Below are 12,852 nucleotides of genomic sequence, written 5' to 3' on the forward strand. Positions count from 1 at the left end.
CCCTGGGAGACCTCGCTATGCCCGGAAAGTCCTGGAAAGTCATACCCCCGGTGTCCCGTAGGACAGCCGCCGCGCTCGCCGCCTCCGCCTCCCTGGCCCTTCTCGCCACGGCCTGTACGGGGCAGTCGGAGTCCGGTGCCGACGACGACCCCAACGCCAAGACGACGATCACCTTCTGGCACGGCTGGAGCGCGCCCGCCGAGGTCAAGGCGATCCAGGAGAACGTCGACCGGTTCGAGAAGGCCCACCCGAACATCACCGTGAAGGTCGTCGGCAACATCAACGACGACAAGCTCAACCAGGCGCTGCGCGCGGGCGGTTCGAACGGTCCGGACGTGGTGTCGTCGTTCACGACCTCCAACGTCGGCAAGTTCTGCTCCTCCGGTGCCTTCCTCGACCTGAAGCCCTTCATCGAGAAGTCGAAGCTCGACCTCGACAAGCTCATCCCGAAGCCGATGCTGGAATACACCCAGTTCGAGGGCACCCGCTGCGCCCTGCCGCTGCTGGGCGACGCCTACGGCCTCTACTACAACAAGGACGCCTTCGAGAAGGCGGGCATCACGTCCCCGCCGAAGACGTGGTCCGAGTTCGCGGAGGACGCCAAGAAGCTGACCAAGGCCAAGGGCGACAGCTACTCGCAGCTCGGCTTCATGCCGACCTACCACGGCTACGAGACGGTCGTCGACCACTACATGTCCCAGTGGGACCACACCTACTTCGACAAGGACGGCAAGTCCAACATCGCCAAGGACCCCGCCTTCGCCGAGATGCTGACGTACCAGAAGAAGCTCATCGACGACCTCGGCGGCTTCGCGAAGCTGGAGAAGTACCGCAACACCTTCGGTGACGAGTGGGGCGCCAAGCACCCGTTCCAGACCGGTCAGGTGGCCATGCAGCTCGACGGCGAGTGGCGCCTCGGGATGGCGAAGGACGCCGGCGCCGACTTCGAGATCGGCACCGCCCCGATGCCCGTCGCCGACGACGAGGCCGACGAGTACGGCAAGGGCTTCCTCTCCGGCACGATCATCGGCATCGCCCCGCAGAGCGAGAAGCAGAACGCCGCCTGGGAACTGGTGAAGTACCTGACCACCGACACCCAGGCCGTCGTCTCCTTCGCCAACGCCATCCACAACGTGCCCTCCACGTTCGACGCCCTGAAGTCGCCCGACCTGAAGGTGGAGCCCGGCTTCAAGACGTTCCTGGACATCGCCCAGAACGCGCACTCGAACACCCCGCCGGCCTCCATCAACGGCTCGACGTACCAGACGACGCTCCAGGACTTCGGCTACCAGTACGAGTCCGGCAAGGTAAAGGACCTCAAGGCCGGTCTGGAGAAGACCGCCGCGCAGATCGACACCGACATCGAGCAGGCGAAGTAGCGCCTCGATGTCGACGCACACTCTCCGCGCGAAGCGCCGCAGGTCGGCGCTTCGAACGGTGGCCTTCCTGTCACCGTGGCTCATCGGTTTCGGCGTCTTCTTCGCCTACCCGCTGGTGTCCACCGTGTACTTCTCGTTCATGAAGTACGACGGCTTCGGCACACCGGCCTTCCGCGGCCTGGGCAACTGGGCCTACGTCTTCAACGACTACCCGCTGTTCTGGCCGGCGCTGCGCAACACGCTCTGGCTGGTGCTGGTGATGGTGACCTGCCGGGTGGTGTTCGGCCTCGGCATCGGCCTGCTCATCACGAAGATCAAGACCGGTACGGGCGTCTTCCGCACCCTCTTCTACCTGCCCTACCTCGCCCCGCCGGTCGCCGCGACCCTGGCCTTCGTCTTCCTCCTCAACCCCGGCACCGGCCCGGTCAACTCCATCCTCGGCGACCTCGGGCTGCCGACCCCCGGCTGGTTCACGGACGCCGCCTGGTCCAAGCCGGCCCTCACCGCGCTCGCACTGTGGGGCGTGGGCGACCTCATGGTCATCTTCATGGCCGCGCTGCTCGACGTACCGAAGGAGCAGTACGAGGCCGCGGAGCTGGACGGCACGTCGGCCTGGCAGCGGTTCCGCTATGTCACCCTGCCGAACATCTCGCCGATCGTGATGTTCGCCGTGGTCACGGGCGTGATCCAGACCATGCAGTACTACACACAGCCGCTGGTGGCCGGAAAGGTCGCCTCCGGCGTCATCGGCGGCTCCGGCCAGCAGTTCGAGCCGGGCTACCCCGACAAGTCGACGCTGACCCTCCCCCAGCTCGTCTACAACCTCGGCTTCCAGCGCTTCGACTACGGCTCGGCCTGTGTGGTCGCGCTCGTACTGTTCGCCCTCGCCATGGCGTTCACCGCGCTGCTGATGCGGCGCCGGGGCGGACTGATCCAGGCAGGTGACTGACCATGACCCAAGTACTGGACAAGCCGGTGCAGTTGGAGGCCCCGACCACCGCCGAGCGCACGGCCCGCCGCAAGGCACTGCTGGAATGGATAGCGATCCACTCCCTCGGCATCGCGGCCGCGCTGTTCTTCACCCTGCCCTTCCTGTTCGTGGTCCTGACCTCGCTGATGAGCGACCAGCAGACACTCACCCGCGATCTGGTCCCGCACACCTGGGAATGGAGCAACTACACCAAGGTCTTCGACACCCCCGGCTTCCTGACCTGGTGGAAGAACACCCTGATCTACGCCGGTCTGGGCACGGTCCTCACCGTCGTGTCGTCCGTCCCGGTGGCGTACGCGCTCGCCAAGTTCCGCTTCCGCGGCCGGAATCTGACCCTCATGCTGGTCATCTCGATGATGATGCTGCCGCCGCAGGTGGTCATCATCCCGATGTACCTGTTCTGGGCGAAGCAGCTGGACCTCTCGGGCACGCTGTGGCCCCTGATCATCCCGATGGCGTTCGGGGACGCGTTCTCGATCTTCCTCCTGCGCCAGTTCCTGACGACGATCCCGAACGAGTACCTGGACGCGGCGAGGGTGGACGGCTGCGGCGAACTGCGCACCCTCCTTCGAGTCGTCCTCCCCATGGCGAAGCCGGGCATAGCCGCAGTCGCCCTCTTCCAGTTCTTCTACGCGTGGAACGACTACTTCGGCCCCCAGATCTACGCGTCCGAGAACCCGGGCGCCTGGACCCTCTCCTACGGCCTGGAGTCGTTCAAGGGAGCGCACCACACCGACTGGAACCTGACGATGGCCGCGACCGTGCTGGTCATGGCCCCCGTGATCCTCGTGTTCTTCTTCGCCCAGAAGGCCTTCGTCGAGGGCGTCACGCTCACCGGAGTAAAGGGTTGACTCACACATGAAACTCACCGTGGTCGGCGGAGGTTCGACCTACACCCCCGAACTCATCGACGGCTTCGCCCGCCTCCGGGACACCCTTCCCATAGAGGAACTGGTCCTGATGGACCCGGCGACGGACCGCCTCGAACTGGTCGGCGCCCTGGCCCGCCGTATCTTCACCCGCCAGGACCACAACGGCACGATCACGACCACCACGGACCTGGACGAGGCGGTGGACGGCGCCGACGCGGTCCTCCTCCAACTCCGTGTGGGCGGTCAGGCGGCCCGTGAACAGGACGAGACCTGGCCCCTGGAATGCGGCTGCGTCGGCCAGGAGACGACGGGCGCCGGCGGCCTCGCGAAGGCCCTGCGCACGGTCCCGGTGGTCCTGGACATCGCGGACCGCGTCCGCCGCGCCAACCCCACCGCCTGGATCATCGACTTCACCAACCCGGTCGGCATCGTGACCCGGGCCCTGCTGCAGGAGGGCCACAAGGCGGTCGGCCTGTGCAACGTGGCGATCGGCTTCCAGCGGAAGTTCGCGACGATGCTCGGCGTCTCGGCGTCCGACGTCCACCTCGACCACGTGGGCCTCAACCACCTCACCTGGGAGACCGGCGTACGCCTCGGCGGCCCCGAGGGCGAGAACGTCCTGCCGAAGCTGCTCACCGACCACGCCGACACCATCGCCGCGGACCTGCGCCTCCCCCGCGCCGTACTGGACCGCCTGGGCGTGGTCCCCTCCTACTACCTGCGCTACTACTACGCGCACGACCAAGTCGTGCAGGAACTACGAACCAAACCGTCCCGCGCCGCGGAAGTGGCCGAAATGGAAAGAAAGTTGCTGGCTCTCTACGCGGACCCGGCCCTCGACGAGAAGCCGGAACTCCTCTCCAAGCGGGGCGGCGCGTACTACTCGGAGGCCGCCGTCGACCTGGCCGCGGCACTGCTGAACGGCGCGGGCAGCCCGTACCAAGTGGTGAACACCCACAACAACGGAACGCTTCCCTTCCTCCCCGACGACGCGGTGATCGAGGTACAGGCGGCGGTGAGCCGGCAGGGCGCCACCCCGCTCCCCGTCTCCCACACCGACCCGCTGTACGCGGGCCTGATGGCCCAGGTGACGGCATACGAGGACCTGGCCCTCGACGCGGCCCTGCACGGCGGCCGCAATCGGGTCTTCAAGACGCTGCTCTCCCATCCCCTCATCGGCCAGTACGAGTACGCGGAAAAACTCACCGACGAACTGATCGCACACAACCGGGAGCACCTCGCGTGGGCATGACCGCACGTGTCCTCGCCGTCGACGCGGGCAACAGCAAGACCGACGTGGCGGTGGTGGCGGCCGACGGAACGGTCCTGGCCACCGCCCGCGCGGGCGGGTTCCGGCCGCCGACCGTGGGCGTGGAGCGGGCGATGGACACGCTCGCCGAGGCGGTGGACGAAGCCTTCACGGCCGCGGGCGTGACGTCGGCCGACCATGTCTCGGCCTGCCTGGCGAACGCCGACTTCCCCGTCGAAGAAGAGACCCTGGCCGCCGCGCTGCAGGCACGCGCGTGGGGCACGACGGTCGAGGTCCGCAACGACACCTTCGCGATCCTGCGGGCGGGCGTGACCGAACCCCGCGGTGTGGCCGTCGTGTGCGGCGCCGGCATCAACTGCGTCGGCATGCGCCCCGACGGCCGTACCGCCCGCTTCCCCGCGCTGGGCCGTATCTCCGGTGACTGGGGCGGCGGCTGGGGTCTGGCGGAGGAGGCCATGTGGCACGCGGCCAGGGCGGAGGACGGCCGCGGCGCACCCACGGACCTCGCGCACACTCTGCCCGCCCACTTCGGCCTGCCCACCATGTACGCCCTGATCGAGTCCCTGCACCTGGAGCGCATCGAGGACATCCGCCGCCACGAACTGACCCCGGTCCTCTTCGCCACGGCGGCTTCCGGCGACCCCGTCGCCCGCTCCGTGGTCGACCGTCTGGCCGACGAGGTGGTCGCCATGGCCACGGTCGCCCTGACCCGCCTGGACCTGCTGGAGGAGGAGACACCGGTCGTGCTGGGCGGCGGAGTACTGGCAGCCCGCCACCCCCAACTCACGGACACCATCCGCGACCTGCTCACGACCCGAGCCCCCAAGGCGGTCCCGAGCGTGGTCACGGCAAGCCCGGTGCTGGGAGCCGCACTGCTGGGCCTGGACGCGACAGGGGCACCCGGGGAGGTCCACACACGACTGCGCCGGCACTTCGAGCCGTAAGGGAACCCGTACGCACCCGCAGGCGCCAGGCGGACCCCCACCGCACCGGCACAGGCGCCGCGGGCATCGACGCGCACCCCCACCCCCGAACCTGGAACCGAACCGATTCCCACGGCGTATTCATGGGCAGGGGGTGGTGCGGGGCGCGTTTCGGTGTGCCGGGACCCGGCACCCGCGCTGCGATCCGATCAAGATCCAGCGAAGGCCGGTGCGGATGTCAGTCCCGGCAGCGATACTTGCCGAGACGGATGGCCATGGGGGAGGTCAACAGTGACACAGACGCCGAAGAGCAGCGCGCCACCACCACCGGGAAACGACCCGGCCCACGGCGCGCCCACCATGCCGTCCGTCCCGCCCCAGCCGGCCCGACCGGCCACATCCGCACCSRCCTTCGCTGGATCTTGATCGGATCGCAGCGCGGGTGCCGGGTCCCGGCACACCGAAACGCGCCCCGCACCACCCCCTGCCCATGAATACGCCGTGGGAATCGGTTCGGTTCCAGGTTCGGGGGTGGGGGTGCGCGTCGATGCCCGCGGCGCCTGTGCCGCCCCCCACACGCCCGCACCCGCAACACCCGGCGCAGACGCCCGCCGCACCGCCTTCGCCGAGGGCCTCGACCAACTCCGGGCGGCCGCCACGACCGAGCCGGGCCGCCTGCGCATCATCGGCGCCCTGCTCGCCCTCCTCGTCGTCGCCTTCGGCGCCATCGCCGCCTGGCAGATGACCGAGCGCACGGCAGCGGCCGACGACGTCCTCAACCGCAGTCAGCCCCTCACCTCCGACGCGGCCGACATCTACCGCTCCCTGGCGGACGCCAACACCGCCGCGGCCAGCGGCTACCTCGCCGGCCTCCAGGAAAAGCCGGCCATGCGCGAGGGCTACGAGCGGGACATCCGCACGGCCGCCGCCAAACTCGTCACCGCGGCGGCCAACTCCGAACCGGGCTCCACCTCGGCGCACACGATCGCCGAACTCAGCAGACTCCTCCCGGAGTACAAGGGCCTGGTCGAGACGGCGAGGGCCAACAACCGCCAGGGCTACCCCGTCGGCGGCGCCTACCTGCGCGCCGCGAACGAGATGATGCAGCAGCGGATGCTGCCGGCGGCCCAGAAGCTCCACCAGACGGAGAACCAGCGCCTGCGCGACGACTACGCGGACGCGAAGTCCTTCCCCTGGGCGGCGGCCGGCCTCGGCGTCCTCGCGCTGGCCGGCCTCGCCTGGGCCCAGCGCCGCAACTACCGGCGTACGAACAGGGTCCTGAACCACGGCCTCGTCACCGCCACGGCCGCCGCCACGGTCGTCCTGCTGTGGCTCGCCGTGGGGCACACCGTCGCACGCGCGGGCCTGAACGACTCCTACGACCACGGCGTCCGCTCGCTGAACGTGCTGCACGAGGCCCGCATCGCCTCCCTCACGGCCCGCAGCGACGAGAACCTCACCCTGGTCCGCCGCGGCGCCGACACCAAGGCGCTCACCGACGGCAAGGTCGTGGACGCGTACGAGTGGGGTTACGACAAGGAGATCGACGAGCTCGGCAAGGCGCTCACCAGAGCCGCCGGCCTCGCCGACGACACCGCGGGAAAGAAGCCCGTGCAGGACGCGAACGGCTTCATGAAGGTCTGGAAGGACCGCCACGTCCTGGCCCGCGACGACAACGACTCGGGCAACTACCAGGCCGCCCGCGACCGCGTCATCGGCGCCGCGAAGGAGCCGACGAGCGTGTGCTTCGACAATGTCGACAAGGCTTTGGCGACGGCGCTCACCCACGAGCAGAGCGAGTTCAAGCAAGCCGCGAGCGACGGCCGTGATTCGCTGACCGGCCTCCCGACGGGCGCCGCGGTCCTCGCGGTCCTGGGCGCGGCCGGCGCGGTCCTGGGCATCGGCCGCAGGCTGTCGGAGTACCGGTGAGAGGGGGCACGAAGATGAACGCACGCGGCACGACGCCGACCGAAGGCGACACCTCGGTCCGCCTCCGCAGCGCGGCCGGCGCATGGCGGCGTCTGCGGGCCGGCCTGCGCGGCTGGGGCGGGGTGGGCGCGATGGCCCTCGGCTGCGCCCTGACGCTGGCCTTCGCGCTGCTGGTGCCCCTGTCCCAGCACCAGGGGGGTACGGCCGACGCGGGCCAGGGCGTCGCCCACGGCAGCCAGATGCGGGCGGCCGAGGAGTGCGAGAACCCGCAGGACCAGTCCCTGTCGCCGTCCGGCGGCGACGGCAAGACCCCGACCCTCGACGCCATCAAGGGCCGGGAGGACCGGCGTCTGATCGTCGGCGTCGACACCAACAGCTACCGCTGGGGCTACCTCGACCCGAACAACCCCTCCGGCGAGCTGGAGGGCTTCGACATCGACCTGGTCCACCGGATCGCGCAGGACGTCCTCGGCGACCGTGACGCCGTGCAGTTCAAGGCGATCCCGACCAGCCGCCGGATCGAGGCGATCCAGAAGGGCGAGGTCGACATGGTGGTGCGCACCATGACGATCAACTGCGACCGCATCGGACAAGTCGCCTTCTCCGCCCCGTACTTCGTCACCGGCCAGCAGGTCCTCGCCGCCAAGACCTCGACGATCACCGGGTTCGACAAGACCCTGGCCGACAGGAAGGTGTGCTCGGCGCAGGGCTCCACTGCGTACGACAACCTCGAAGCGGGGCGGAAGGACGGCGACCTCCCCGCCTCCACGGACATCAGGACCACCGTCCCCAACCAGCTCGACTGCCTGGTGAAGTTGCAGCTCGGAGAGGTCGACGCGGTCGTGACCGACGGTGCGCTCGCCGCGAGTCAGGCCGCGCAGGACCCCACCGTGGAGCTCAAGGGCGGCCTGTTCACGGACGAGTACTACGGCGTGGCGATGAAACTGGGCTCGGACGATCTGGTACGCCAGGTCAACCGGACCCTGGAGAACTACGTCAAGGACGGTGGCTGGGAGGCGTCGTACGAGAAGTGGCTCCACCCGACCATGGACCAGGGCGACAAGAAGTCGGCGTCGGCGACCCCTCCCGAGGCGGACTACAAGTAGCCGGCCGTCAACTGACGGACGACTGACGGAACTCAACGCAGCGAGAGGTGATCGATGGGCGTCACGGACCCCGCCGGGCCGGTGATGGACCGGGACGAGGTGGACCGTGCGCTGGCGCGGCTCGGCGCGGAGCACGAGGCGATCGAGACCTCGCTCCTCGCCCTGCAGGACCACGCGGGCCGCAGACTCCTGGAGGGCGCCGAGCTCACCGGCGTCACCAAGGAGCGCTGGACGGCCGCGGAGGCGTCGATCACGCTGCTGTGGGCGTACTTCGACGCGTACACGGACGCGCTGCGCTGCGCCCGCGACATCCGCGCCCGTCGCCGCTGGTCCAGCCGGGACGACCTGGTGGAGCTGACGGAGCTGCTGCGCGGCGAGTCGGTGACCGTCGCGGGCTCGGCGACGGCGACCGCGGCCGCGCCCACCCTGCAAGGCGCCGCGAGCAAGCTCAGCGAGCAGTTCTCCCTGGTCACTCTGGTGGACCGGATGAACGAGCTGTACGCGACGAGCCTGGACATGGTGGTCGCCTCGGACGCGGTCTGGTCGGCGCTGCCGGCCCGTATCGATTTACTGGCCGCGGAGCTCCAGCGCACCCGTCAGCTCGCCCACTCCGTCGGCGTACGCCCCGGCGAGCACCCCGCGGGCGACGACCTGGAGCGCATCACGCGCACGCTCACCCACCTGCGCGGCCAGGTGGTGTCCGACCCGCTCGGGTACTGGGTCCCCACGCAAGGCAGTTCGGCGCCGGGCGGCGGCAGGCCGGACACCACGGTCTACGACCGCGAGGCGCGCGCCCTGGAGGACGTACGGCGTGAGATCGACGCCGTACTGACGGTCCGTCAGGATTCGGAGCAGCGGCTGGTCAAGCTGCGTGACGTGCTCTCCCGCGCGGACCGTACGCTCGCCGAGGCCCGCACCGCGCGCGGCGAGGTGCTGGCCAAGATCGCCGCCACGGAGGTGCCCGTCGTCAGCGGCCCGCCGACCGTGCTCCAGGAGCAGCTGGCGACGGCCGCCGAGTACCGCAGACACGCCCAGTGGCACCGCCTGTCCCCGCTCCTGGAGTCGCTGGAGCAGAAGGCGGAGGACGAACTGCTGCGCGCCCGCGAGTCGTTGACCGCGGTCACCGCGCCGCTCGCGGTCCGCGCCGAGCTGCGCGGCCGTCTCGACGCGTACAAGGCGAAGGTGGCCCGGCACGGCCTCGCGGAGGACCCGTTCCTCATCGAGCGCTACGACGCGGCCCGCCGCATGCTGTGGAGCGCGCCCTGCGACCTGCGCGTCGCCGAACAGGCCGTCCTGCGCTACCAGCACGCGGCCGCCGAGATGCTGGGCAGCGGGCGCGTGCCGGGTCCGCGCGGGCCCGAGGACCGCGGGGGGCCGCGGGCATGAGGGACAGGGGGGAGTCGTCGTCATGAGTCAGGCACAGCGTTCCTGTCAGCGACCGGACTGCGGCGGGACGTACGAGGACGTGGGCGGCGGCGAGCTGTACTGCGACACCTGCGGTCTCGCCCCGGTCGTCTCGGCGTCCGGCATGGTCGGCTCGCCGCCCACCGGGATGACGGGCGGCGGCAAGGGCGCACGCGGCTCGGCGGGCAGCGCGAGCTCCCGCTCCACCAGCCGTGGCAGCTCCCGTACGTCGTCCCAGTCGTCGAAGTCCCGGCGCTCGGTGTCGGGGCGGCTGTCGCGCTCGCTGTCGGGCCGTTCCACGGGCCGCTCGGTGTCGGTGCGCAGCTCCGGTTCGAGCGCCGGCTCCAGCGGGCGCGGCCGGCTCGGCGTCGGCCTGGTGCAGGTCCCGGACGTGCCGCGGCCCGACCCGCGCGCGATGGTGCTGGAGAACCCGGAGGTGCCCGAGCGCAAGCGGTTCTGCTCGCGTTCGGACTGCGGCGCACCCGTCGGCCGGGCCCGTGGTGAGCGGCCGGGCCGTACCGAGGGCTTCTGCACGAAGTGCGGGCACCCGTACTCGTTCGTGCCGAAGCTGAAGTCCGGCGACATCGTGCACGGCCAGTACGAGGTCGTGGGCTGTCTGGCGCACGGCGGACTCGGCTGGGTCTATCTCGCCGTGGACCGCGCGGTCTCCGACCGCTGGGTGGTGCTCAAGGGCCTGCTCGACACCGGCGACCAGGACGCGATGGCGGCGGCGATCTCCGAGCGCCGCTTCCTCGCCGAGATCGAGCACGCCAACATCGTGCGGATCTACAACTTCGTCGAGCACCTCGACCAGCGCACCGGCTCCCTCGACGGCTACATCGTCATGGAGTACGTCGGCGGCAAGTCCCTGAAGGAGATCGCGAACTCACGCCGTACGGAGACGGGCCGGCGCGATCCGCTGCCCGTCGAGCAGGCGTGCGCGTACGGCATCGAGGCCCTGGAGGCGCTCGGCCATCTGCACAACCGCAACCTGCTGTACTGCGACTTCAAGGTCGACAACGCCATCCAGACCGAGGACCAGCTCAAGCTGATCGACATGGGCGCGGTGCGCAGGATGGACGACGACGAGTCGGCCATCTACGGCACGGTGGGCTACCAGGCGCCGGAGGTCGCGGACGTCGGCCCGTCGGTCGCCTCCGACCTCTACACGGTCGCGCGCACCCTGGCCGTGCTGTCCTTCGACTTCCAGGGCTACACGAACGTCTACGTCGACTCGCTGCCCGACCCCGACCACATCGAGGTCTTCCGCCAGTACGAGTCCTTCTACCGCCTCCTGGTCCGTGCCACCGACCCGGACCCGGCCCGCCGCTTCGCCTCCGCGCAGGAGATGACGGAGCAGCTGACGGGCGTGCTGCGCGAGGTCGTGTCCTTGCAGTCGGGGCGCGCGCGGCCGGCGCTGTCGACGCTGTTCGGGCCCGAAGTGCGGGTGACGGACGCGGAGTTGTTCCCGAAGCTGGACGGGGAGGTCTCACGGCTGGGGGCGCGTGTGACGCCCGCCCGGAAGAAGGTCACCGCGGGCGGAGCCCCCGCTCCGGAGGCGGGCGGCGCGGCCGCGAACGCCCTGGGAACCGGCGCCACCGGCATCCCCGGCCTCGTCAAGCCCGCCAACGCCCCCGTCGCCGCCCTCGCCCTGCCGGTCCCGCGGGTCGACCCCGCCGATCCCAACGCCGGTTTCCTCGCGGGCCTGATGACCACCGCGGCGGCCGAGCTGCTGGGCGCCCTGGCCGCCGCACCCGCGGCGTCGACCGAGACCCGGCTCAGGCAGGTGCGGGCGTGGCTGGAGAACGGCGACACCGGCACCGCGCACGAGGCGCTGCTGAAGCTGGAGGACGAGCGGCCCGACGACTGGCGGGTCGTCTGGTACCGCGGCGTGGCCGCGCTCGTCACCGGCGACCACGAGGGCGCCGCGCTCTCCTTCGACGCGATCTACGACGCCTTCCCCGGCGAGCCCGCCCCCAAGCTGGCCCTCGGCCTGTGCGCGGAGGTGCTGGGCCAGCTGGACAACGCAGCCGAGTACTACCGCCTGGTGTGGTCCACCGACCCCAGCTATGTCAGCGCCGCCTTCGGTCTCGCCCGCGTCCAGCTCGCGACCGGCGACCGCGGCAGCGCGGTGCGGACCCTGGAGTCGATTCCGGAGAGCTCCATCCACTACACCGCCGCACGCGTGGCGTCCGTCCGGGCCCGGCTGCGTCAACGGACGGCTCTCGCCTCTGACGTACCGTTCCTGGACGATCTGACGGCAGCCGCGGGGCAGGTGGAGGCGCTGGAGGCGTACGGTCTGGACCCGGCACGCCGGGAGCAGTTGTCGGCGGAAGTCCTCGGCTGCGCGCTGGACTGGATACTCTCCGGAGGCCAGGGTTGCGCCCCTCCCGCCTCCGGAGGACGGACGCTGCTCGGCAGCGGCCTGGACGAGCGGGGACTGCGTTTCGGTCTGGAGCGTTCGTACCGCATGCTGGCCCGTCTCGCACGGGGCGGCGAGGAGAGGATCGACCTGGTGGAACGTGCCAACCGTTACCGCCCCCGGACGTGGGTGTAGTTGATGTCGCAGATGCCCCAGTTGTCCGCCTGCCCGAGCTGCGAATGGCCGCTCGAGTCGGGTGACCGTTTCTGCGGTGCGTGTGGATACGACCTGTCCGCCGTGCCCGTACGGCCGGACGACCACCCCACCATCACCCTGAACGGCTCGCCGCCGCCCCCCGCCCCGGCCGCGCCCGGCGCGGACTGGCCCGTCGCCCCCGCACCGCAGGGCTCCGCCGTCCCGGCGCCCGCGCATCTGCCGGCGGACCTGGCGGGCACGGACCCCGGCGGCTCCCTGCCCCCGGGCATGACCCCGCCCCCGCAGGCACCGCCGCCCGCTCCGGCGGCGCCGATGGCGAGCGGTCCCGAGACGCCGCAGGGTTCCCCGGCCGCCGCCGGTCCCGGCCTCCCGGACGTCCCGCCCGCTCCCCCCGGCATCC

General features: G+C 70.6%; 10 protein-coding genes. All 10 read left to right on the plus strand.

Features of this window, described 5'->3' with window-relative positions:
* The first annotated feature begins 17 nt into the window (after window positions 1–17).
* Window positions 18–1,379 (plus strand): ABC transporter substrate-binding protein, encoded by a 1,362-nt coding sequence (locus EAO75_RS35820; protein WP_187284722.1) that lies wholly within the window; start codon window positions 18–20, stop codon window positions 1,377–1,379.
* Between the two features lie 7 nt (window positions 1,380–1,386).
* Window positions 1,387–2,328, plus strand: a complete 942-nt coding sequence (locus tag EAO75_RS35825) for a carbohydrate ABC transporter permease (protein WP_147999309.1) — start codon at window positions 1,387–1,389, stop codon at window positions 2,326–2,328.
* 2 nt (window positions 2,329–2,330) lie between these two features.
* Window positions 2,331–3,221: a carbohydrate ABC transporter permease gene (locus EAO75_RS35830; RefSeq protein ID WP_147999310.1), complete on the plus strand. Its 891-nt coding sequence runs from the start codon at window positions 2,331–2,333 to the stop codon at window positions 3,219–3,221.
* Between the two features lie 7 nt (window positions 3,222–3,228).
* On the plus strand, window positions 3,229–4,494 hold the full coding sequence (locus EAO75_RS35835) for a 6-phospho-beta-glucosidase (RefSeq protein ID WP_147999311.1): 1,266 nt from the start codon (window positions 3,229–3,231) through the stop codon (window positions 4,492–4,494).
* Window positions 4,485–5,456 carry an N-acetylglucosamine kinase gene (locus EAO75_RS35840; protein ID WP_147999312.1) on the plus strand — a complete coding sequence of 324 codons (972 nt, stop codon included), beginning with the start codon at window positions 4,485–4,487 and terminating at the stop codon, window positions 5,454–5,456. Before EAO75_RS35835 ends, EAO75_RS35840 begins: the two co-directional genes overlap by 10 nt.
* Before the next feature lie 516 nt (window positions 5,457–5,972).
* Window positions 5,973–7,364, plus strand: coding sequence for a hypothetical protein (locus EAO75_RS35845; protein WP_261989563.1), 1,392 nt, complete (start codon window positions 5,973–5,975; stop codon window positions 7,362–7,364).
* Between the two features lie 131 nt (window positions 7,365–7,495).
* On the plus strand, window positions 7,496–8,470 hold the full coding sequence (locus EAO75_RS35850) for a glutamate ABC transporter substrate-binding protein (RefSeq protein ID WP_187284807.1): 975 nt from the start codon (window positions 7,496–7,498) through the stop codon (window positions 8,468–8,470).
* Between the two features lie 54 nt (window positions 8,471–8,524).
* Complete coding sequence (locus EAO75_RS35855; RefSeq protein ID WP_147999314.1) at window positions 8,525–9,856, plus strand: hypothetical protein; 1,332 nt, start codon at window positions 8,525–8,527, stop codon at window positions 9,854–9,856.
* A gap of 22 nt (window positions 9,857–9,878) precedes the next feature.
* The gene (locus EAO75_RS35860; protein WP_147999315.1) at window positions 9,879–12,431 is read left to right on the plus strand and encodes a serine/threonine-protein kinase; all 2,553 of its coding nucleotides are present in this window, start codon (window positions 9,879–9,881) and stop codon (window positions 12,429–12,431) included.
* A 3-nt stretch (window positions 12,432–12,434) separates the two neighbouring features.
* On the plus strand, window positions 12,435–12,852 hold a 418-nt coding region (locus tag EAO75_RS35865; protein ID WP_261989564.1), incomplete at its 3' end, for a zinc ribbon domain-containing protein.

The organism is Streptomyces sp. UW30 (assembly GCF_008042075.1).
Taxonomy (GTDB): domain Bacteria; phylum Actinomycetota; class Actinomycetes; order Streptomycetales; family Streptomycetaceae; genus Streptomyces.

What these genes read in the sequence shown, in the direction of transcription:
- EAO75_RS35820 (WP_187284722.1), top strand. Translation starts at nt 18, where the DNA reads ATGCCCGGAAAGTCCTGGAAAGTCATACCCCCGGTGTCCCGTAGGACA.
- EAO75_RS35825 (WP_147999309.1), top strand. Translation starts at nt 1,387, where the DNA reads ATGTCGACGCACACTCTCCGCGCGAAGCGCCGCAGGTCGGCGCTTCGA.
- EAO75_RS35830 (WP_147999310.1), top strand. Translation starts at nt 2,331, where the DNA reads ATGACCCAAGTACTGGACAAGCCGGTGCAGTTGGAGGCCCCGACCACC.
- EAO75_RS35835 (WP_147999311.1), top strand. Translation starts at nt 3,229, where the DNA reads ATGAAACTCACCGTGGTCGGCGGAGGTTCGACCTACACCCCCGAACTC.
- EAO75_RS35850 (WP_187284807.1), top strand. Translation starts at nt 7,496, where the DNA reads ATGGCCCTCGGCTGCGCCCTGACGCTGGCCTTCGCGCTGCTGGTGCCC.
- EAO75_RS35855 (WP_147999314.1), top strand. Translation starts at nt 8,525, where the DNA reads ATGGGCGTCACGGACCCCGCCGGGCCGGTGATGGACCGGGACGAGGTG.
- EAO75_RS35860 (WP_147999315.1), top strand. Translation starts at nt 9,879, where the DNA reads ATGAGTCAGGCACAGCGTTCCTGTCAGCGACCGGACTGCGGCGGGACG.